This is a genomic window from Mycobacterium sp. NGS26 (assembly GCF_059813025.1).
The window spans coordinates 469,681-490,575 of the sequence record NZ_JCALDU010000001.1; the positions used below are offsets into that span (position 1 = coordinate 469,681).

The 20,895-nt window shown below is 68.6% G+C and carries 18 protein-coding genes and 1 pseudogene; 8 read left to right on the plus strand and 11 right to left on the minus strand.

Features of this window, described 5'->3' with window-relative positions:
• Positions 1-7 precede the first annotated feature (7 nt).
• The gene (locus tag AC5Y6X_RS02210; protein ID WP_499984060.1) at positions 8-1,339 is read right to left on the minus strand and encodes a cell division protein PerM; all 1,332 of its coding nucleotides are present in this window, start codon (positions 1,337-1,339) and stop codon (positions 8-10) included.
• A gap of 39 nt (positions 1,340-1,378) precedes the next feature.
• The gene (locus AC5Y6X_RS02215) at positions 1,379-2,245 is read right to left on the minus strand and encodes a DUF5336 domain-containing protein (protein ID WP_324674551.1); all 867 of its coding nucleotides are present in this window, start codon (positions 2,243-2,245) and stop codon (positions 1,379-1,381) included.
• A 242-nt stretch (positions 2,246-2,487) separates the two neighbouring features.
• Here AC5Y6X_RS02215 and AC5Y6X_RS02220 point away from each other — a divergent pair, with 242 nt between their 5' ends.
• Complete coding sequence (locus AC5Y6X_RS02220; RefSeq protein WP_499984064.1) at positions 2,488-3,336, plus strand: LLM class F420-dependent oxidoreductase; 849 nt, start codon at positions 2,488-2,490, stop codon at positions 3,334-3,336.
• A 55-nt stretch (positions 3,337-3,391) separates the two neighbouring features.
• Here the strand turns inward: AC5Y6X_RS02220 and AC5Y6X_RS02225 are convergent, their stop codons facing one another.
• Genes AC5Y6X_RS02225 through sucC form a run of 3 tightly spaced genes read right to left on the minus strand, consistent with a single transcriptional unit; the run spans position 3,392 to position 7,018 of the window.
• On the minus strand, positions 3,392-4,921 hold the full coding sequence (locus tag AC5Y6X_RS02225; protein WP_499984067.1) for an acetyl-CoA acetyltransferase: 1,530 nt from the start codon (positions 4,919-4,921) through the stop codon (positions 3,392-3,394).
• A 15-nt stretch (positions 4,922-4,936) separates the two neighbouring features.
• Positions 4,937-5,839, minus strand: coding sequence for a succinate--CoA ligase subunit alpha (gene sucD, locus AC5Y6X_RS02230; RefSeq protein WP_324674548.1), 903 nt, complete (start codon positions 5,837-5,839; stop codon positions 4,937-4,939).
• A gap of 15 nt (positions 5,840-5,854) precedes the next feature.
• Positions 5,855-7,018, minus strand: a complete 1,164-nt coding sequence (gene sucC / locus AC5Y6X_RS02235; protein WP_324674546.1) for an ADP-forming succinate--CoA ligase subunit beta — start codon at positions 7,016-7,018, stop codon at positions 5,855-5,857.
• Positions 7,019-7,346: 328 nt separating this feature from the next.
• Here sucC and AC5Y6X_RS02240 point away from each other — a divergent pair, with 328 nt between their 5' ends.
• Positions 7,347-8,393 carry a M23 family metallopeptidase gene (locus AC5Y6X_RS02240; RefSeq protein WP_499984074.1) on the plus strand — a complete coding sequence of 349 codons (1,047 nt, stop codon included), beginning with the start codon at positions 7,347-7,349 and terminating at the stop codon, positions 8,391-8,393.
• 1 nt (position 8,394) lies between these two features.
• Complete coding sequence (locus AC5Y6X_RS02245) at positions 8,395-8,988, plus strand: hypothetical protein (RefSeq protein WP_499984077.1); 594 nt, start codon at positions 8,395-8,397, stop codon at positions 8,986-8,988.
• Here the strand turns inward: AC5Y6X_RS02245 and pcrA are convergent.
• Entirely contained in the window at positions 8,985-11,309 is a 2,325-nt protein-coding gene (gene pcrA / locus AC5Y6X_RS02250) for a DNA helicase PcrA (RefSeq protein ID WP_499984083.1), read from the minus strand. The genes AC5Y6X_RS02245 and pcrA overlap by 4 nt on opposite strands.
• A gap of 314 nt (positions 11,310-11,623) precedes the next feature.
• Between pcrA and AC5Y6X_RS02255 the strand changes: the two genes are divergently transcribed.
• Positions 11,624-11,941: a chorismate mutase gene (locus AC5Y6X_RS02255; RefSeq protein WP_324675059.1), complete on the plus strand. Its 318-nt coding sequence runs from the start codon at positions 11,624-11,626 to the stop codon at positions 11,939-11,941.
• Between the two features lie 78 nt (positions 11,942-12,019).
• Positions 12,020-13,684, plus strand: coding sequence for a glucose-6-phosphate isomerase (pgi, locus tag AC5Y6X_RS02260; RefSeq protein WP_499984090.1), 1,665 nt, complete (start codon positions 12,020-12,022; stop codon positions 13,682-13,684).
• 82 nt (positions 13,685-13,766) lie between these two features.
• Here pgi and AC5Y6X_RS02265 read toward each other — a convergent pair whose 3' ends face one another.
• Positions 13,767-14,336: a TetR/AcrR family transcriptional regulator gene (locus AC5Y6X_RS02265; protein WP_499985181.1), complete on the minus strand. Its 570-nt coding sequence runs from the start codon at positions 14,334-14,336 to the stop codon at positions 13,767-13,769.
• Between the two features lie 96 nt (positions 14,337-14,432).
• On the opposite strand from AC5Y6X_RS02265, the gene AC5Y6X_RS02270 reads away from it, so the two are divergent.
• The gene (locus tag AC5Y6X_RS02270; protein ID WP_499984093.1) at positions 14,433-15,758 is read left to right on the plus strand and encodes an oxygenase MpaB family protein; all 1,326 of its coding nucleotides are present in this window, start codon (positions 14,433-14,435) and stop codon (positions 15,756-15,758) included.
• A gap of 79 nt (positions 15,759-15,837) precedes the next feature.
• Here AC5Y6X_RS02270 and AC5Y6X_RS02275 read toward each other — a convergent pair whose 3' ends face one another.
• From AC5Y6X_RS02275 to cobF, 4 genes and pseudogenes are all read right to left on the minus strand, one after another.
• Complete coding sequence (locus AC5Y6X_RS02275) at positions 15,838-16,587, minus strand: SDR family oxidoreductase (RefSeq protein WP_499984097.1); 750 nt, start codon at positions 16,585-16,587, stop codon at positions 15,838-15,840.
• A gap of 16 nt (positions 16,588-16,603) precedes the next feature.
• A complete protein-coding gene (locus AC5Y6X_RS02280) occupies positions 16,604-17,071 on the minus strand; it encodes a zinc finger domain-containing protein (protein ID WP_499985183.1) in 468 nt (155 codons plus the stop codon).
• A gap of 153 nt (positions 17,072-17,224) precedes the next feature.
• Positions 17,225-17,467, minus strand: a pseudogene (locus tag AC5Y6X_RS02285) (DNA-formamidopyrimidine glycosylase family protein); the annotation flags it as partial.
• Between the two features lie 3 nt (positions 17,468-17,470).
• Positions 17,471-18,223 (minus strand): precorrin-6A synthase (deacetylating), encoded by a 753-nt coding sequence (cobF, locus tag AC5Y6X_RS02290; RefSeq protein WP_499984100.1) that lies wholly within the window; start codon positions 18,221-18,223, stop codon positions 17,471-17,473.
• Between the two features lie 110 nt (positions 18,224-18,333).
• Between cobF and AC5Y6X_RS02295 the strand changes: the two genes are divergently transcribed.
• Both AC5Y6X_RS02295 and AC5Y6X_RS02300 read left to right on the plus strand, forming a co-directional pair.
• Entirely contained in the window at positions 18,334-19,239 is a 906-nt protein-coding gene (locus AC5Y6X_RS02295) for an AurF N-oxygenase family protein (protein ID WP_499984105.1), read from the plus strand.
• A gap of 281 nt (positions 19,240-19,520) precedes the next feature.
• A complete protein-coding gene (locus tag AC5Y6X_RS02300) occupies positions 19,521-20,498 on the plus strand; it encodes a DUF4873 domain-containing protein (protein ID WP_499985185.1) in 978 nt (325 codons plus the stop codon).
• Positions 20,499-20,895 lie beyond the last annotated feature (397 nt).

Here is a 20,895-nt window from a genome sequence, read left to right on the forward strand (position 1 = left end):
TTTGCGTCTATTCCTCCGCGTCGCGGTCGGTCGCGTCCTCCTCGGCCGGGGCTGCGGCCGGCTCGTCGTCGCCGACCGGCCCTTCGGGTTCGGCCGGGGGCTCAGCGGGCTCGGGTTCGGGTTCGGCCGGGGGCTCAGCGGGTTCGGGTTCGGCCGCGACCGCGGGTTCGGGTCGCTTCGGTCGCCGCGGTCGGCGCCGGATCCCGCCGCTCATCACCACCGTGACCCAGCCGACGACCGCGAACCAGAAGAACACGCCGACGACCAGCGCACCCTGGTCCACGCCGACATCGCCGAAGTTGCCCAGCCGGCCGCTGCCGGCGTATGCGACCAGCGACATGACCAGCGCCCCGGCGACGGACGCGACCAGCAGCTTGGCCAGCGCCGGAAGCAGCGGGAGCGGACGCCGCGCGCACTGCTGCCCGACCGCCACACCGGACGCCGCGCCGACGATGAGCAGCGCCACCCACACCGGGCCGAGCGGCGGCCGCGGCACCGCGGCCAGCACCGGCAGCGCGGGGATGTCGCCGCCGAACACGGTGAACGAACTGAACGTCGCGAAGCCGAGGTGGGCGCTGGACCCGACCGCGACCGCCGCGGTGCCGACGATGACGTTGGGCGCATACAACACCGACAGCACGGTGAGGTTGAACTGACCCCAGATCGAATCGGTGATCCCGTAGAGCTCCTGCATCGTCGCCCAGTGCACGACCAGAGACCCGGCAGTCACCATGCCGGACAGGCCGACCAGCGCCAGCACGCCGGCGGCCGCGGCACGCGCGGAATCGCCGAGCCAATCAGGCAGCGGCGACGCCGCCAGCGCCCGTCGGCCCACCCGGGAGAACACGCCGATCGCGGCGCCGATGGCGTGCACCACCAGCACATTGACGAAAGCCCGCAGGGCGCTTGGTGTTTGCAGCTCGGTGATCACCGACGACGCGTCGTGGATCACCGCCAGCGCGATCGCCGCCATCAGCAACGGCCCGCCCAGCGCCGAGGCGAAAACCCAGCGGGCCACGAGCCACGACGACTGCGGGGAGGTGGCCCGCGCGGTGCTGCGCGCGGTGGCCCAGATCATCAACATGACCGGCAGCAGCGGCAGCACGCCGAGTTCGCGGCCGCCGATCGAGATCGGCACCTGGTGCACGCCGAGCCACATGCTGGCGATGGCGCCCAGCGCGCCGGTCATGTCGCTGTTGGCGATCAGCAACTGCAGCAGCGTGACCGCGGCGATGATGCCCAACGCCACCACGGCCGGGCCGAACGCGACCCTGACGAGGTCACGCGCCTGGCGAGCGCCCGCCGCCCGGTCGTCCGCGCTTTCCGACACCCTTTTCACTCTTGGCGAACGTGCCCGACTAGGCGCGAAGGCGCGCGGTCAGGCCGGCGCCGGCCCAGCCGGTGACGACGGCGACTGCTCCTGGCCCTGGCCGGAGGACTGCTGCTCGCCGGCCGGGTTCGCCCCGCCGCCCTGCGGGGGCGGGCTGAAGCTCGGGAAGCCGGTGGGCGGTGTGGACGACCCCTGCTGCGCCGCGGGCTGGGCGCCCGACGACGCGTTGAATCCGCCGGTCGACGGGTTCGGGATCGCGGCGTTCTGGGTCGGCGCCTGGCTCGACTGATAACCGCCGTACTGCGACCCGTATGGGGCGTGCTGCTGGGCACCGGGCTGGCCGTAATACCCGCCGGGCGGCTGCGCGCCGTACCCGTACTGCCCGTATTGGCCATACTGCGCGTAGGGGTCGTACTTGGGCCGGGGCGTCGGCGCGGTGATGACGCCCGCATCCAACAGGATCACGACGACGGCGGCGATCGCCTGGAAAATGCTGCAAGCCACCAGAGGCCACATCGCCCAGCCGATCGCAAAACCCGACGGCGTGTTGATCGTCTCCGAGATCGCCAGTAAGGCACCCAATGTGGCGATCACACCGACAATGCCCGCGTAGCTCTTCGCCTTGGGCAGCAGGCCCAGCCCGGCGAGCAACGCGGCCAGCAACGCGACGAGGACCGCGGTGCCGGCATCACCGGCACGCCCGCCGGCGCCCGGCCCGAGGTCGGCCCCGATGGTGAACGTCGGCCCGAAATTCAGCAGGTACACCGCCAGGCCCAGCACCACCACCGCGATGTTCAGGTACAGCGGAAGGCTGCTCTCCACGTTCTCGTCCTTGGCGAACGACGGTGTGGCGGCTGGGTAGGAGCCGCCGGGTTGCGCTGGTGGATATCCGGGACTACCGGGCGAGTAGGTCATGACTCCTCCTGTTGCTTCCAGTGCCTTGAAGGCCTCCGCGGCGCCAGCCTTGCAGTGCGACGCTGTGCTCCCGGCGCGCCGTTCCATAGCCACCGGCCTTGCTGCGCTTTCGGTGCGACGCGATCGATGAACCACGCTAGCGCACGTTCGGGTGCCTTCGCCGGGGCCACCGGAGTGTCGGGGCGCCCGTCCGCGCGAGGCCCGCTTGCCCCCGCTAGGTAGAACACGTTCTAATCCTGTGCATGGATTACGGCCTTGTGCTTTTCACCAGCGACCGTGGCATCTCCCCGGCGGCGGCCGCCAAGCTCGCCGACGACCACGGCTTCAAGACGTTCTACGTGCCAGAACACACCCACATCCCGATCAAGCGCGAGGCGGCCCACCCGACGACGGGTGACGCGTCGCTGCCCGACGATCGGTACATGCGCACGCTGGACCCGTGGGTGAGTCTGGGCGCGGCGTGCGCGGTCACCTCCCGGGTGCGGCTGTCCACCGCGGTGGCGCTGCCCGTCGAGCATGACCCGATCACGCTGGCGAAAAGCATCGCCACCCTCGACCACCTGTCCGGCGGCCGGGTCAGCCTGGGCGTCGGGTTCGGGTGGAACACCGACGAACTCGCCGACCACAACGTGCCGCCGGGCCGGCGCCGCACCATGCTGCGTGAGTACATCGAGGCGATGCGGGCGCTGTGGACCGAGGAGGAAGCCGCCTACGACGGCGAATTCGTCAAGTTCGGCCCCAGCTGGGCCTGGCCCAAGCCGGTGCAGTCGCACATTCCGGTGCTGGTCGGCGCCGCGGGCAACGAGAAGAACTTCAAGTGGATCGCCCGCAGCGCCGACGGGTGGATCACCACCCCGCGCGACTTCGACATCGACGAGCCGGTGAAGCTGCTGCAGGACACCTGGGCGGCCGCCGGCCGCGAGGGCGCGCCGCAGATCGTGGCCCTGGACCTCAAGCCGGTGCCCGACAAGCTGGCGCGCTGGGCCGAGCTCGGGGTCACCGAGGTGCTGTTCGGCATGCCGGACCGCCCCGAAGACGAGATCGCCGCGTACGTCGAGCGGCTGGCCGGCAAGCTGGCCGCCCTGGTGTGACGAGCAGACGCAAAAGCACCCGCACGCCCGGCGTGTCGGGTGCTTTTGCGTCTGCTCAGCGTGGAAAGCAGCGGTTGCCGTAGTCGAAGGAGCGCACCCGAACCTCGCGACCCAACGGGTCGCCGTCGGTCAGCAGCGCGATCAAATCGTCGTCCTCGGTGGTCGACAGGAATCGGCTGCCGTCTTCGGCCAGCCGGCCGACGATGATCCCGGTCAGCCGCCCCGAATCGCGCCGCACGGTGTAGGTCTCGACAGTGGCGGCGCCCTCGGCCGTCTCGGTCACCGCCTGTGTGGGCGATCCGCCGATCTGCGCCTGCAGCGCGGCGCTGCGGTCCGGCTTCCATTCGGTTGGGGTGGTCGAGTAAATGCCGACCGAGTACTTGCTCAGGATGCCGCCGTTGGCACCCACTAGGCCGAATTCGCCTGGCGCGCTTCGCATTCGGGCCACAGTCTCGGCGACGCCGTGCATCGAGTAGTTGTTGCCGGCGCCGCCGAAGAAGGGCAGCCCGCCGGTCAGGGTCAGGCCGCGCGGATCGTCGGGCGCGATGCCCATGCCGTCGCAGATGTTGAACACCGGCACCGGGAAGCAGCTGTAGAGGTCGAAGGTGGCGACGTCGTCGATGCCGATGCCGGCCACGCGCAGCGCCTCACGCACCGCCATGACGGCCGACGGCGCGTGCCCGAGGTCCGGGCGTTCCAGCAGCGGCTGCTCCTCGAGGTCGGCGTGGCCGTGCAGGTACACCCAGTTCTCCTCGGGCACGCCCAGCCGCCGCGCGGCCTCGACCGACATCAGCAGCGCGGCCGCGCCCTGATTGACCTGATCGCGGGCGACCAGCAGCCGCGGGTAGGGCTCCGAGATCATCCGGTTGCTCTCGGTCACGGTGATCAGCTCGTCGACGCTGCGTTCCACCGGCGCGGCGGCGAACGGATTACCGGCGGCCACCTTGGTGAACGGCGCGAACAGCTCGCCCATCCGCCGCAGGTATTCCGTTGGGCCCAGCCCGGTTCCGGCGCGGCGGGCGTTCTCCAGCAGCGCGTACTGCGTCGGCGCGTCGACCAGCCCGTGGACGACCGTGTAGCGCGTGACGAGCCGGTCCAGCCCGTAGCCGCGGTCCTCGAGCGAGCCGTCGACGGTCTCGGAGAAGTCCGGACGGTTGTCGGCCCCGGCGAAGTACCGGGTGGTCGACGTCGCGTCGGAGCCGAAGATCAGCGCGACTTCCGAACGGCCGGCGGCGATCTCGCCGGCCAGCTCGGTGATCAGATGCTGCGGGCCTTGGCCGCCGACGACCTCGAGGATGGCGCGGGCGGGGTCCGCGCCGATCCGGTTGGCCACCGATCGCGGGTATTTATTCGACTTGCCCAGCACCGGCTGGGCCGGCCCGGAGATCTCGAATTGCCTTACGCCCGCGACGGTGTCGATCGTCGCCGCGACCTTGGCGACGTCGGCGCCGCAGTCGTCCAGCGCGGCACGCACTGCGGCCGTGGCCAATTCGACGCCCGACATCGCGCGGTAGTAGGCGTCGTCGATGCGCTCGGCCGCCTGCCCAACACCGACGACGACGGGCGTGCGCGGGTCCAGTGTCACTGTGCGAAACCGTCGTTACAGGCTGGTCAGGATCTCCCGGGCCAGCGCCGCCGTCGCCGACGGGGTCTTGCCGACCTTGACCCCGGCCGCCTCCAGGGCCTCCTTCTTCGCGGCGGCGGTGCCCGAGGAACCGGACACGATCGCGCCCGCGTGGCCCATCGTCTTGCCTTCTGGCGCAGTGAATCCCGCGACATAGCCGACGACCGGTTTGGACACGTGCGCCTTGATGTAGTCGGCCGCGCGCTCCTCGGCGTCACCGCCGATCTCGCCGATCATCACGATGACCTTGGTGTCGGGATCCTTCTCGAAGGCCTCGATGGCGTCGATGTGGGTGGTGCCGATGATCGGGTCGCCGCCGATGCCGATGGAGGTGGAGAAGCCGAGATCGCGCAGCTCGTACATCATTTGGTAGGTCAGCGTGCCGGACTTGGACACCAGCCCCACCGGTCCCGGGCCGGTGATGTTGGCCGGCGTGATGCCCACCAGCGCCTGGCCCGGGGTGATGATGCCGGGGCAGTTCGGGCCGATGATGCGGGTCTTGGCGCCCTTGTGCAGGTTGTAGGCCCAGGCATATGCGCTGTCCTGCACGGGGATTCCCTCGGTGATGACCACCAGCAGCGGGATCTCGGCGTCGATGGCCTCGATGATGGCGTCCTTGGCGAACTTCGGCGGCACGAAGATGATCGACACGTCGGCGCCGGTCTGTTTCATCGCTTCGGAGACGCTGCCGAACACCGGCAGCTTGATCATCCGGCCGCCCTTGTCCTCGTGCGTGACGGTGGTGCCGGCCTTGCGCGCGTTCACACCGCCGACAATTTGCGTGCCCGCCTTGAGCATTCGCGCGGTGTGCACGGTGGCCTCGCTACCGGTGATGCCCTGGACGATGACCTTGTTGTCTTTGGTCAGGAAGATAGCCATGTTTCAGTGGTCCTTTCAGGCGCTCGCCAGCTCGGCGGCCTTGTCGGCGGCCTCGTCCATCGTCGGCACCAGCGTCACCAGCGGGTGGTTGGCCTCGGCCAGGATGCGCCGGCCCTCGTCGACGTTGTTGCCGTCCAGCCGGACCACCAGCGGCTTGTTCGCCTCGTCGCCCAGGATCTGCAGCGCCTGCACGATCCCGGTCGCCACGGCGTCACACGCCGTGATGCCGCCGAACACGTTGACGAACACGGCCTTGACCTGCTTGTCGCCCAGCACCACGTCCAGGCCCGCGGCCATCACCTCGGCCGAGGCGCCGCCGCCGATGTCCAGGAAGTTGGCCGGCTTGACCCCGCCGTGCTTTTCCCCGGCATAGGCCACGACGTCGAGGGTGGACATCACCAGGCCCGCGCCGTTGCCGATGATGCCGACCTGCCCGTCGAGCTTGACGTAGTTGAGGTCGTGCTCCTTGGCCTTGAGCTCCAGCGGGTCGGTGGCGTCGCGGTCCTCGAACTCGACGTGGCCGGGCTGCCGGAAGTCGGCGTTGGCGTCCAGGGTGACCTTGCCGTCCAGCGCCAAAATCCTGTCGTCCGGCGTGCGCACCAACGGGTTGACCTCCACCAGCGTGGCGTCCTCACCGACGAAGAGCTCCCACAGCTTGGAGATGGTGACCGCGGCGGCGTCGAGCACCTCGGCCGGCAGGTGACCCTGCTCGGCGATGGAACGCGCAGTTGCCAGATCCACGCCCTCGACGGGGTCCACCGGGACCTTGGCCAGCCGGTCGGGCTTGGTCGCCGCGACCTCTTCGATCTCCATGCCGCCCTCCACCGAGCACATGGCCAGGTAGGTGCGGTTGGCGCGGTCGAGCAGGAAGGAGATGTAGTACTCCTCGGCGATGTCGCTGGCCTCGGCGACCAACAGCTTCTTGACGACGTGCCCCTTGATGTCCAGGCCGAGGATGTTCTTGGCGTGCTCGTAGGCGTCTTGCGGTGTCGCGGCGAATTTGACGCCACCGGCCTTGCCCCGCCCGCCGGTTTTGACCTGCGCCTTGACCATCACCGGCCGCCCGATCTCCTCGGCGATGGCCCGCGCGCCCTCCGCGGTGTCCGTCACCCGCCCGGGCGTACTCGGTACGTTGTGTTTGGCGAACAACTCTTTGGCTTGATACTCGAAAAGGTCCATGGGCTCACTGTCTTCGCTCGGCTTGCTGCTAAGGCCTGTACCTGGGCGGCGCCGGATTCGGCAACGCGCACGGACGAACTTTATCCACCCACCGAACGGCTGCCATCGCCGCATCCCACCCATGTGGCACAGCTCACGACATACCGCCGGGCCTGAAACGTGATGCGAATCACAATATTGGTCGGGATATTGCCCCGAGGTTGCCAGCCCCGTCCGTTAACCGATACCTTCCTTAGGTCCAGATAACGTTATGGTCACGATACGAGGACATTTCAGCTTGTCCCAGCACCGTTTGGCTCGTTCTTCTGCCGATTTTGGCGTGGTGAGAGTGGGTCGCGCAGCGGGTGGCCGGCGGGCGGAGCCTCACCACAACGAAGTCACCGAGATCCTTCCGCTCGACGGGTTCGACTTCGACGGCCTCGAGTTCGCCGACGACCATGGCGAACTTCTCGACCTGGACTTCAGCAACGACTCGCCCTTCGACAACGAAGCCCGGGTTCTGCTCGCCCCCGAGCTGGACGACCTGCACGACGTGGACGACCTGGGTCCGCTGGTGCTTGCCGCCCCGGCCGCGGCGCCGGTCCCGGCGCGCTCGGCGCCCGACACCGATGGGCCGGCCCGCTCGAACCCCAGCGACATCACCGACGTCATCGGTGTGATCCGCCGCGGCGGGCAGCACCGCAAACAGCCGACCAGCGCGGCCAGGGGCCGGGTGCTGATCTCGGCGATGGCCGCGGGCGCGGCGGCCGCGGCGGCCCACACCGCGACCAGCCATGCCGACACCCCCAAGACCGAAGCGGTGCTGACCGCCAACGCGTCGGCCCTCACCGGCGGGTCGGCCGGCAACCCGACCCGGGGCGCTCAGGTGATCACCGTCCAGCCCGCCGCCAACGCCGCGGTGCACAACGCGGAGCTCGCCAGGGGGGTCGCGTTCGCCAACGACCGCGCCCAACGCGAGGCACGGCTGCAGCAGCCGCTCTACGTCATGCCCACGCACGGCATATTCACCTCGAACTTCGGCTACCGCTGGGGTGTCCTGCACGCCGGCATCGACCTGGCCAACTCGATCGGAACACCGATCGTCGCGGTGTCCGACGGGGTCGTCATCGAGGCCGGGCCGGCCGCCGGCTACGGGGCGCTGGTCAAACTGCGCCACGCCGACGGCACGGTCACGCTCTACGGCCACGTCAACAGCACGCTGGTCAGCGCCGGCCAGCGGGTGATGGCCGGCGACCAGATCGCCACCATGGGCAACCGGGGCAATTCCACCGGCCCGCACCTGCACTTCGAGGTGCTGCAGAACGGCACCGAAAGGATCGACCCGGTGCCGTGGCTGGCCAAGCGCGGCATCAACGTCGGCAACTACGCTGGATGAGGTGACCGCGCCGAACGACCCGCCTCCCGCAGCGCAACTGTCCGAACCGCCGGACCCACCCTCCGAAACAAGGACGCGGATCATCCGGCGCGCGCCGACGGGACCGATACCGACGATCCCGGAGCCGGCGACCACTCAGATTCCGCCACCGGCGACGTACGCGCGAGCGAGCGGGCGGGCGGGCCTTGCCGCCCCGCCGGCCGTCGAGCCCAACAGCCGGATCGTGGTCGCCGCCTGTGCCGTCAGCATCGTCAGCGGATGGGCCACGTCCGTGGTTGCCACGGATCTGATCGCCGGCTGGTGGAAGTCCGACCGGTTGTTCTGCATCGCGGTCGCGTTCCTGGCCCTGGTGTTCGCGTCGACCACCATTTCCGGCGTGATCATGCTGCTGCAGCACCGGGGGCTGGGGCGCTACCTGATCGCGGCCGGGGCGGTGGTCGCGGTGCTGACGTACGGCGGTGTGTTCATCGCGGGGGCCCACGTCGCGTGGATCGTGTACACGCTGTGGGTGCTGCCGGTTGCCAGCGTGGTGCTGGCGTTTTTCCCGCAGATCAAGGCGCTGGCCGAGCGGATAGCCGCGAGCATTCGGCGCTAGAGCTTGCTGAGCGGGGCGTGGTTGTGCATCAGCTTCACACGTCCCGAGCTGCCGAAGTCGATCAGCGACATGGCCGATTCGCCGACGCCGGAGACCTCCTCGACCCGGCCCAGCCCGTACTTGTCGTGGGTCACCCGGTCGCCGGGCTGCAGCACCAGCAGCGGGCGTTTGCTCGCTCCCGAGCGGGTCGGTGCCGCGCGCGGCGTGCCGAACCGGCCGGCTCCGCTCACCGGCGCACTGAACGACGGGGCGGGCGCGCTGCGGCGCCAGTCGATGAGCTCCTGCGGGATCTCGCGCAGGAACCGCGACTCCGGATTGAGCATCGGCTGTCCCCAGGACGACCGCACGATGGCCCGGCTCACGTACAGCCGCTGCCGCGCCCGGGTGATGCCGACGTAGGCCAGCCGCCGCTCCTCGGAGAGCTCGGTGGGGTCGTCGAGCGCCCGCATGTGCGGGAACATCCCGTCCTCCCAGCCGGTGACGAACACCACCGGGAACTCCAGCCCCTTCGCGGTGTGCAGCGTCATCAGGGTGACCATGCCGGCGCCCTCTTCGGGGATCTCGTCGCTGTCGGAGACCAGCGACACCCTTTCCAGGAATGCCGCCAGCGCACCGGTGTCCGGCACGTCCTCGTCCTCGGGCATCTGCAGGGACTCGTCAAGGGCGGCGGAGTTGGCCTGGTCGATGCTGAATTCGTGTGCGACGCTGACCAATTCGTTCAGGTTGTCCAGCCGGGCCAACTCCTGCGGGTCGCTCGAGGACTCCAGCTCCCGGCGGTACCCGGTGCGTTCCAGCACCGACTCGACGAGGTCGCCGAGGTCGTCGTCGAGGCGGCCCCGTAGGTCGTCGAGCATCTCGACAAAACCCGCGATCGCCTTCTCCGCGCGGGTGTTCAGCATCGGCACTTTGCCCTCGGCGGCGGCGACCAGCGCGTCGGCGAAGCTGGCGCCGGTGTTCTCCGCGTAGACCGCCACGCAGGCCTCGGCCCGATCACCGATGCCCCGGCGCGGGGTGTTGAGGATGCGCCGCATGCTGACCGCGTCGCCGGGGTTGTCCAGCACCCGCAGGTAGGCCACGATGTCGCGGATCTCCTTGCGCTCGTAAAAGCGCACTCCCCCAACGACTTTGTACGGAATCCCGGCGCGGATGAACACCTCTTCCAGCGACCGCGACGAGTTGTTGGTGCGGTAGAAGACGGCGACATCGTTGTAGGTGATCTCGCCGCGGTCGGCGAGCGCGTCGATTTCCTCGGCGACGAACCTGGCCTCGTCGTGCTCGTTGTCGGCGACGTAGCCGACGATCAGCTCCCCTTTGCCGGCATCGGTCCACAGGCGCTTCTCCCGGCGCCCGGAGTTGCGGGCGATCACCGAGTTGGCCGCCGACAGGATGTTCTGCGTCGAGCGGTAATTCTGTTCCAGCAGAATGGTTGTCGCGTCGGGGTAGTCGCGTTCGAAGTCCTCGATGTTGCGGATGGTGGCGCCGCGGAACGCATAGATCGACTGGTCGGCGTCGCCGACCACGCACAACTCGCCGGGCGGAACGCCGTCCACGGTCTCGGTGCCCACCAGCTCCCGCACCAGCACGTACTGCGCGTGGTTGGTGTCCTGGTATTCGTCGACCAGCACGTGCCGGAACCGCCGCCGGTAGTACTGGGCGATCTCCGGGAAGGCTTGCAGCACCGCCACCGTCTCGCCGATCAGGTCGTCGAAGTCCAGCGCATTGGCCGCCCGCAGGCGGCGCTGATACTCGCCGTAGACGGAGGCGACGGTGCGGGCCAGGTCGTCGGACTCGTCGGCCAGGTTGGCCACGGCCCGGTCGGGGTCGATCAACTCGTTCTTCAGGTTGGAGATGGCGTTGGCCAGCAGCCGCGGCGAATACCGCTTGATGTCGAGCCCCATGTCGCGGCCGATCATCTGCAGCAGGCGCCGCGAATCGTCGGCGTCGTAGATCGAGAAGTTGGAGTTGAGGCCCTTGATCAGGGACGCCTGGTTGCGCAGGATGCGCACGCAGGTCGAGTGAAACGTCGACACCCACATCGCGCGGGCCCGGGGGCCCACCAGCCGCACCACCCGGTCGCGCATCTCGGCGGCGGCCTTGTTGGTGAAGGTGATGGCCAAGATCTGACCGACCCCGACGCCCCGCGCGGCGATCAGGTACGCGATGCGACGCGTCAACACCGCCGTCTTGCCCGAACCCGCGCCGGCCACGATCAGCAGCGGTGAGCCCTGATGCACCACCGCTTGGCGTTGTTGGGGGTTGAGGTCGTCGAGCAGACGATCCGCTTCGGGAGCGGGCTTGGTATCGGTTGCGTGCACACTCATGTCTGTCCAAACTTACCGCCGCCCGCCGACGCCGGATGGCCGGTTCGGGCGCCGCGACCGACCTTTTTCGGGCCGGGCCGCCCCGCGTTTGCTGATGGGCGGCCGCGGTCAGCCGGCTTTTGCAGACGGCCTTTACATCGCGTTTTGCAACGGGTGCGCCCCTCAGTGGCTAGACTCGGTTCCGTGCTCAACGCGCGTCGCCGATTTTTCTATGGGTACCGGCCAGCGGTGCCCGTGGTCTAGCGCTGTCGCAGAGCCCCGTGGTCCGCTTTCCGGATTCGGGGCTCGTCTCTTTTGTGAGGCCTGATTACCGGATGAGACCAGAACCCCCACATCACGAGAACGCGGAGTTTGCAGAGATGAACATGGAAATGCTCGAAACGGAAGAACTCGCCGGCATCGACGAGTTGCGCGCGGAGATCGACCGGCTGGACGCCGAGATCCTCGCCGCGGTGAAGCGGCGCGCCGAAGTGTCACAGGCGATCGGCAAGGTCCGGATGGCCTCCGGCGGCACCCGGCTGGTGCACAGCCGCGAGATGAAGGTCATCGAACGCTACAGCGAGCTCGGTCCGGACGGCAAGGATCTGGCGATGCTGCTGTTGCGCTTGGGCAGAGGCAGGCTCGGCCACTGATTCCCGTCTGATTCCCGTCTCCGCCGGGGCCGGGCGCGAACCTGGCTGCGTCGCGCCCGGCCGCATTAGGGTCGAACCATGACCTCCCTGCAAACGATCCCGGACATCACCGCCACCCCGGCGTGGGAAGCCCTGCGCAGGCATCACGATCAAATCGGACGAACCCACCTTCGCCAGTTCTTCGCCGACGATCCCGATCGCGGCCACGACCTCACCATCGCCGTCGGCGACCTCTACATCGACTACAGCAAGCACCGCATCACCCGCGAGACGCTGCGGCTGCTGATCGACCTGGCCCGCACCGCCGGCCTCGAGGAGCGCCGCGACCAGATGTTCTCCGGTGCACACATCAACACCTCGGAGGACCGCGCGGTGCTGCACACCGCGCTGCGGCTGCCCCGGGACGCCGAGCTGGTCGTGGACGGGCAAAACGTTGTCGAGGACGTGCACGCCGTGCTGGATGCGATGGGCGACTTCACCGACCGGCTGCGCAGCGGCGAATGGACCGGGGCCACCGGCAAACGGATCAGCACGGTGGTCAACATCGGCATCGGCGGTTCGGACCTGGGCCCGGTGATGGTCTATCAGGCGCTGCGCCACTATGTGGACGCCGGGATCTCGGCGCGCTTCGTGTCCAACGTCGATCCGGCCGACCTCATCGCGAAGCTGGCCGATTTAGACCCCGCCACAACGCTTTTCATCGTCGCGTCGAAGACGTTCTCCACGCTGGAGACGCTGACCAACGCGACCGCCGCACGCCGCTGGCTGACCGACGCACTCGGCGACGCGGCCGTGTCAAAGCATTTCGTGGCCGTCTCCACCAACAAGCGCCTGGTCGACGACTTCGGCATCAACACCGACAACATGTTCGGGTTCTGGGACTGGGTCGGCGGCCGCTATTCGGTCGATTCGGCGATCGGCCTGTCGCTGATGGCGGTGATCGGCCGCGAGGCGTTCGCGGACTTCCTGTCCGGATTCCATCTTGTGGACCGGCATTTCAAGACCGCACCTTTGGAATCCAATGCGCCTGTGCTGCTCGGGCTCATCGGGCTGTGGTACTCCAACTTCATGGGCGCGCAATCGCGCGCCGTGCTGCCGTATTCCAACGACCTGGCCCGTTTCGCGGCCTACCTGCAGCAGCTGACCATGGAATCCAACGGCAAGTCGACCCGCGCGGACGGCACCCCGGTCACCACCGACACCGGCGAAATCTTTTGGGGCGAACCGGGAACCAACGGCCAGCACGCCTTCTACCAATTGCTGCACCAGGGCACCCGATTGGTGCCGGCCGATTTCATCGGCTTCAGCCAGCCGCTCGACGACCTGCCCACCGTCGAAGGCACCGGCAGCATGCACGACCTGTTGATGAGCAACTTCTTCGCGCAGACCCAGGTGCTGGCGTTCGGCAAGACGGCGGAAGAGATCGCCGCCGAGGGCACCCCCGCCGACGTCGTGCCGCACAAGGTGATGCCCGGCAACCGGCCGTCCACCTCGATCCTGGCCGACCGGCTCACCCCGTCGGTGCTCGGCCAGCTGATCGCCCTCTACGAGCATCAGGTGTTCACCGAGGGCGTGATCTGGGGCATCGACTCGTTCGACCAGTGGGGCGTGGAGCTGGGCAAGACGCAGGCCAAGGCGCTGCTCCCGGTGATCACCGGCGATGCCTCGCCCGCACCCCAGTCGGACAGCTCGACCGATGCGCTGGTGCGCCGCTACCGAACCGAAAGGGGCCGCGCGGGCTGACCCGGCGAGCAGACGCAAAATCCCCCATTTCGTGCCGAAATGAGGGGCTTTTGCGTCTGCTCGCGCCGGCCGGTGTGCGCTCTCAACCGGTGGGCACCACGAGCTCGGACCCGAAGCGCCGCACAAAGGTTCGCAAGCGCTCCACGGTCGCGGTCTCCGGGTCGCTGAGGTGCAGCTGCAGCAGTTCGCGACCGGCGGCATGCAGGATGCGGGCGGTGTATTCGGGGTCGTGCAGGTGGGGATTGATGCGCAGCAGTTCGCGGACGAAGAACTCGAGCACGACCGCCTGGGATTGAGCCAGGCGGGCGTACAACTCCGGCGGGGCGCCCTGCGGCGGGAACAGGAACAGCCGCCAGGTCGCCGGGTGAGCGTCGACGGCCGCGAGCACCCCGTCGAACGCGAGCACAAGAGTGTCGGCGCCGGCATCCAATCCGGAGACCGCATCGGCGAACTGCGCGCCGGCGCGCGCCGCCTCGCGGTCGATCAGGGCGACGAAGAGCCCGGCCGGGTCGCCGAAGAGCTGATAGATCAACGATCGATTGACGCCGGCCGCGGCCGCGATGCGGTTGGGTGTTGCCGCGTGGAACCCTTCGGCGTCGACGATCGCGTGCGTGACGTCGAGGATCTGCTCGCGCCGCCGCTCGGCGGGCATGCGCCGCTTCGGGCCGTCCGGATGCACGCTTGACAGCATAACTAACAACTTGTGAGGATTACTCACTAACTGTTAGTTAGCGGGAGGTTGCCTGCCATGCAAAGGGTCGCGTACTACCCCGAACTCGCGCAGCGGGTCCGCAGCCAGCGCGACTTGCAGCCGGACCTCTACGGGGATTTCGACTTCGACCTTCGGCCGGATCGCCTGGCCACCGAGCCCGAGGCCGAGTCGGCGCTGCCCGCCTGGGTCGCCGACCGCGCGCCGATCCTTGAAGACGACCGCGTCACGGAACTGATCAGCACGGCCACCCTGCTCGGCGACGTCGTCGCCGATCCCTACGCGGCACTGATGGCCACGCACAGCGTCGCGCACCTGATCGACATGCTCAAGACCGCCTGCCGCGAGGGAATCGAGGCGGTGCCCGACGCGCCCCCCGAGCTCGCGGCGTTCATCGCCGCGATGGAGGCCACCCCGGAGTGGATCGACTTCGACCTGGTGCGCGAGGGCGCCCGGCAGGAGCGCATCCCCGCGGCGCTGCTGGCGCCCTTCATCACGCGGGGAGCCTTCATCGCGACCTTCACCAACTCCTACGCCGCGCTGCCGATGGCACTGACCGGCGCGCTGTCGGGCAAGCGGGCCGCCCGGCGGGTCAACGAGACGGCCAGCTTCTTCGCCGTCACCACCCTGCCCGGCGCGCTGGACCGTTACGGCCCCGGCTTCGAGGCAGCTGCCATGGTCCGGCTGATGCACTCGATGGTCCGCTACAACGCGCTGAAGAAATCCGACAAGTGGGACACAGCCGTCTACGGCATGCCGGTGCCGCAGGTCGACCAGATGCCCGCCGGAATGATCGGCCAGTACCTGCTGGCCCGCAAGGCGCGCCAGCAGGGCCGGACGAAGTTCAGCAAGGAGGAGCGCGCCGTCGTCGAATTCGCCAGGTATCGCTGCTTTCTGCTCGGCCTGCCGGAGGAGCTGCTGCCCTCCGAACCGGCCGACATCATGCACGTCATGCACGCCCGCTCGGCGCTGCTGCGCCACGGGTTCGACAGCATCTGCCAGGAACTGGTCCGCGGCACCATGGCGGCCTATCTGCGCCCGGGCACCACGCTGTTCGACCGTTGCGCCGAGGCGGTCGAAAAGAGTTTCAGCAAGCTCACTTTCGTCCAGACCTTCTGCGGTGGCGACAGCGAGATCGCCGCGGCCATGGGCGTCTCGCTCGCGCCGACGGACCTGCTGCGCGTCGCGCTCACCGCGCCGTTCATCTTCGGGCGTTTCACCGCCGTGAGCCAGGCCAGCCGCATCCCCGTGCTTCGGGACATCACCGACGCGTACGTCATCGGGCTCCTCAAGCTCCGGCTGGCGACCTACGGCAAGCCCGAATTCACCACCGACGCGGCGCATTACACTCCGGTCCCACACTGAGTTTGTGTCGCGAGCGTGCGCAGATGTACACGATCGCGCGGTGTGTCGCGTACAAACACGCACGCTCGCGGATGGTTTGCTACGCAAACCTTTTGGTCAGCGGGGGTGGTAGCACCCGCATCAGCTGGACCATCGGCGCCCAGGGCCACCACGGCACGACGGCCCGGCCGGGCTCGCGTTCGATCGCGTCGACGAGCGCCCTGACGCCAGTTTCGTTGTCCACCATGAACATCGTGCTCGCCGATTTCGCCGTCATCTCCGACTCGATGTAGCCAGGCTCGATCACCGAGACCTTGATCGGGCCCTTGCGGTATTCGGCGCGCAACGATTCACCCAGCGAGCGCATTCCGGCTTTGCTTGCGGCGTAAGCGGCTTTGACGCCCGGCACACCCTTGTTGCCCAGCACCGACGAGATCAGCACCAGATGTCCCGAACCGCTCTTGGTGAACATCTCCAGCGCGGCCTCGATCTGCACGAGTGCGGCCACCAGGTTGGTCTCGAGCGTCGCCTTGTTCGCCCAGAGCTTGCCCGAGCCCAGCTTCGCGCCCTTGCCGATGCCGGCGTTGACGACGATGCGGTCGACGCCACCGAGCTCGTCGGCGATCTCGGCGAACACCTTGGGCACCTGCTCGTGATCGTTGACGTCCAGCGCCGCCACGGCGATCCTGATACCCGGATACCGTTGTGTCAGTTCGGCTTTCAACTCGTCGAGCCGGTCGGTACGACGGGCGCACAGGCCCAGGTCGCGGCCCTTGGCGGCGAAGGCACGCGCCATTCCCGCGCCCAGGCCGGAGCTGGCGCCGGTGATCAGGATCTTCTGACGAGTCATCCCGGCAGCATATCGGCTACTTGAGCAGCCGGGACAACCGCCGGTCGGCCAGCACCTTGCCGCCGGTCTGGCACGTCGGGCAGTACTGAAAAGACTTGTCCGCGAACGACACTTCGCGCACCGTGTCGCCACACACCGGACACGGCAACCCCGTTCGCGCGTGCACCCGCAACCCGGAGCGCTTCTCCCCCTTGAGCGTGGCCGCCCCCTGGCCGACGGAGCGGGCCACCGCGTCGGTCAGCACCGAGATCATCGCGTCGTGCAGGGCGGCGAGCTGCTCGCCCGTCAGCTTCGCGGCGGTCGCGAACGGCGAGATCTTGGCGACGTGCAGGATTTCGTCGCTGTACGCGTTGCCGATGCCGGCGATCACCTTCTGGTCGGTGATGACGGTCTTGATCCGGCCGGTGTTGCCGGCCAGCAACCCGGCCAGATCGTCGGCGCTGAGGTCGAGCGCGTCCAGGCCGAGCGCGGCGATTCCCGGCACCTGCCGCGGGTCGTCGACCAGCCACACGGCCAGTCGTTTCTGCGTCCCGGCCTCGGTGAGGTCGAAGCCCGGCGCGGCTCCGGGGATGCCGAGGTGCACCCGTAGCGCGATCGGCCCCTTGCCCGGTCGCAGCGGCGCCGCGGCCAGCTTGTCGGACCACCGCAGCCAGCCCGCGCGCGACAGGTGGGTGATCAAGAACAGCCGGTCGGCCTGCAGACCAAGGTATTTGCCCCACCGCCCGGCGCCGGCCACCGTCCGGCCGTGCAGCGCGTCGATCGGCGGGTCGAAGGTCTTCAGCACCGACAGCGCCGCGACGTCGACGCGACCGATCGGCAAGCCGACGGCGTGGCGGCGCAGGTGGTCGGCCAGGGCCTCGACCTCGGGAAGTTCGGGCACGCGTCAAGTCTGCCAGCCGGGCGCCCGCAGCAAATAGGTGTCCATGATCCAGCCGTGCCGCGCGCGGGCCGCGGCCCGCAGCTCCACGATGCGGGCCCCTACCTCCCCTACGGTCCCGGCCACCAGCAGTTCGTCCTCGGTGCCCAGGTAGGCGCCCCACCAGATGCCGGTGTCGTCCGGGCAATCCCGGAACGAACAGTCGGCGTCGAGCAGCACCACCGCCGAGCCGGACAGCCCGTGCTTGCGCAGCTGCCTGCCGGTGGTGAGCAGGACCGGCTCGCCGACCTCGTTCAGCGGAATGCGGTGGCGGGCCGTCAGCGCCTGCACCGCGGTGATTCCCGGGATCACGTCGAAGGTGAACTCCACCTCCGCCGCGACCGCATCGAGGATGCGCAGCGTGCTGTCGTACAACGACGGATCGCCCCAGGCCAGGAAGGCCCCGACGCCGTCGGGCCCCAGCTCGGTGGAGATGGCCGTCGCCCAGATCCGGGCGCGCGCCGCGTGCCAGTCCGCCACCGCCTCCCGGTAGTCGGCGTCGGGGGCCCGCTTCGGGTCGGGCAGCTCGACGAAGCGGTAGCCGGGCTCGCGGATGAACCGTGCACAGATTTGCCGCCGCAGCTCCACCAGGTCGCTTTTGGCCTCGCCCTTGTCCATCGCGAAGAACACCTGGGTGTCGTTGAGCGCCTCGACGGCCTGGGCGGTCACGTAGCCGGGGTCGCCCGCGCCGATGCCGATCACATGGATATGCCGACCCACTGCGCCCTCCTCGTTTGAATCAGGTTGCCGAATCGACCCCCCAAGGGCCTAGCCGGGACCCTAAGTACCCGATACCATGGGTACCGTCTGACGACCCAATGGAGGGATCAATGACCACTGCGATGAAGCCGGCCGGGCCGAGTCGTGAAGAGTTCTCCGACCGCCTGCTGAAGGGCTCGGTCAAAAAGTCCTACGAGCCTGTCGTCGACATCGACTGGGACGCGCCGCTGGACCCGGACAAGTTCTACCTGCCGCCCCGGCTGGTGTCGCTGTACGGCACGCCGATGTGGGACGAGATGACCCGCGAGCAACAGATCGAGCTATCGCGGCAGGAACTGGTCAACACCCTGTCGGCCGGGATCTGGTTCGAGAACATGCTCAACCAGTCGTTGTTGCGCACCATCATGCACGAGGACCCGACCAGCCGGTCGACGCACTACAAGCTGACCGAGCTCGGCGACGAGACCCGCCACATGATCATGTTCGGCAAGGCGATCGAACGCGTCGGCGCCAAGCCGGTGTGGCCGCGGCGGTTGCACCGCTACATCATCAACATGCTTCCGCTGGCCTTCCAGCGGGGCTCGATGCTGTGGGTGGCCGCGCTGATCGGCGAGGAGATCTTCGATTCGCTGCAGCGGCAGATGATGAACGACCCGGAACTGCAGCCAATCATCCAGCGGCTCATGCGGATTCACGTCACCGAAGAGGCCCGGCACATCCAGTTCGCGCGGGACGGCGCCCGCAAGCGGGTGCAGGAGATGCCCCGGCTCAACAAGTGGTTCATGGCCAACATCAACGGGCTCGGCGGGTACTTCTTCCGCTACCTGTTCACCAATCCGGTCCCGTATGCGCGGGCGGGGCTGGACGCCAGGCGGGCACGAAGAATTGCGCGCAGCAGCCCGCACCGTCGCGAGATACAGGTGGCCGGGTTCGCTCCGCTGGCGGCGTTCTTGACCGAGGTCGGCCTGCTGGGCCCGATCGCGCGCCGCGGCTGGCAACGCACCAGGTTTCTGTGAGCCGCACGCGCCTCGTCGTCATCGGTGCGGGAGCGCGTGGCCGTTGCGCCGCAACGGAATTGCTGTCGGCCGGCATCACCGACATCGTGATCCTGGACGGCGCGCCGGGCCAACCGCATGACTGGCCGACGGCCCTGGACGGGCTGCTGCTTCCCGGCCGCGAAGTGGTCGGCGCGCGGTTCGACGACGACACCCACACCTGGGAATTGCGGACCACCTCCGGCGAGACCTTCCACGGCGGTGTGGTCATCGCGGCCCACCCGTCGGTATTCGTTCCATGGATACCGGAGTTGCCCGGGCGCAACGACTTCCGCGGCCCGTCGTTTCACGCCGCGCAGTGGGATCCGGAGTTCGATCCGCGCGGCAAGCACATCGCGGTCATCGGCACCGACGCCGCCGCCGGCAACCACATCGGGCGGTTGGTCGAATCGGCGGCGTCCGTCACCGTCTTCGCGCATCCGCCGCGCCGGATCGTCGACGAATTGCCGTTGCCGGCAACGCGCGTCAAGCGGTGGTTACGTCGGCGGCCCGCGTCCAAAGGCCGGCGGTCGCGGCCCACGCCGGTGAAGTCGGCGGTCAGCGAAATCACCCCGTCGGGCATCCGCACCAGCGACGGCGCCGACCACCGCGCCGACGCCATCGTCTACGGCACCGGTTTCGCGATTTCCGATCGGACCCCCGACACGGCGCTGGTCGGCGCCGGCGGGCTGAGCATCCGGCAGGCCTGGAACGACGGCATGGAACCGTTCCTGGGAGTCGCCGTCCACGGCTTCCCGAACTACTTCTTCGTCGCCGGGCCCGATAGCGCCGCGCGGGCGCGCTACGTCGCCGAGTGCGTGCGGCACATGAAGCACGCCGCCAGCACCCGCATCGAAGTGCTTCGCAGCAGCCAGCAGGTGTTCAACGAGCGCGCCCACGTCGGGGCCCCGCAGCCTTTCCCGGTGCTCTCGGCGTTCGACCTTTCGTCGGGCGCCGCCGACGACGAGACCTACGACGGCGCGGCGACGCTGACCATCGCCGGAATCAGCCATGCGGTGCGCGTCCGGCTCACCGGCCACCTCGACCCGATCGATGGCCGCTACCACTGGCAGGGGACGGTTTTCAGTTTCCCGGCGCAACCCCTGCCGGCCGACGCGCTCAAGGCGCGAAACGTGACGGTGACGGTGGGCGAGCGCACCGCGCCCGCGCGCATCGTCGAACGGACACCGTGGGGCACCCATTCGGTCGCCGGGGTGGGCGCCCCGCCGTACACGCCGTAACGCGCCCCCGAAGAGCGATAAACGCACACCTCCCAAACTGCCGTGCGCCGGCAAAATCCGCGGGTTTGCCGACTTTTACGTCGGGGTAACCCGGTTAGGCTGATTCACCCAAACTGGGGGGCTGGCCGCGCTGGGTAGGCGGTCATGGTGGGGACGCGTGCTGCGGCAGGCGACGAGACAAAAAGAGATTGTTTGGCGTGGTGGCGGCGATGCTTTGCACAGGCGGGGGTCGGAGGCGCATCCCAGTCGCACGCATCTTGCTGCCCGGCCATCGTCGTTTCTCGGGCTCAGAAACTTCGGCCGCCATGGGGGCGGCTCTTCAGAAAGTCAGCCGGCCGAACTCAAGGAGCGGGGATGGAACCGGACCATGCAAGCGCGGGGAGCCAATCGCAATTCG

Excerpts from the sequence above, each read along its gene's own strand:
- AC5Y6X_RS02215 (WP_324674551.1), bottom strand. The coding sequence starts at position 2,245 with ATGACCTACTCGCCCGGTAGTCCCGGATATCCACCAGCGCAACCCGGC.
- AC5Y6X_RS02220 (WP_499984064.1), top strand. The coding sequence starts at position 2,488 with ATGGATTACGGCCTTGTGCTTTTCACCAGCGACCGTGGCATCTCCCCG.
- sucD (WP_324674548.1), bottom strand. The coding sequence starts at position 5,839 with ATGGCTATCTTCCTGACCAAAGACAACAAGGTCATCGTCCAGGGCATC.
- sucC (WP_324674546.1), bottom strand. The coding sequence starts at position 7,018 with ATGGACCTTTTCGAGTATCAAGCCAAAGAGTTGTTCGCCAAACACAAC.
- pcrA (WP_499984083.1), bottom strand. The coding sequence starts at position 11,309 with ATGAGTGTGCACGCAACCGATACCAAGCCCGCTCCCGAAGCGGATCGT.
- AC5Y6X_RS02255 (WP_324675059.1), top strand. The coding sequence starts at position 11,624 with ATGAGACCAGAACCCCCACATCACGAGAACGCGGAGTTTGCAGAGATG.
- pgi (WP_499984090.1), top strand. The coding sequence starts at position 12,020 with ATGACCTCCCTGCAAACGATCCCGGACATCACCGCCACCCCGGCGTGG.
- AC5Y6X_RS02265 (WP_499985181.1), bottom strand. The coding sequence starts at position 14,336 with ATGCCCGCCGAGCGGCGGCGCGAGCAGATCCTCGACGTCACGCACGCG.
- AC5Y6X_RS02270 (WP_499984093.1), top strand. The coding sequence starts at position 14,433 with ATGCAAAGGGTCGCGTACTACCCCGAACTCGCGCAGCGGGTCCGCAGC.
- AC5Y6X_RS02275 (WP_499984097.1), bottom strand. The coding sequence starts at position 16,587 with ATGACTCGTCAGAAGATCCTGATCACCGGCGCCAGCTCCGGCCTGGGC.
- AC5Y6X_RS02295 (WP_499984105.1), top strand. The coding sequence starts at position 18,334 with ATGACCACTGCGATGAAGCCGGCCGGGCCGAGTCGTGAAGAGTTCTCC.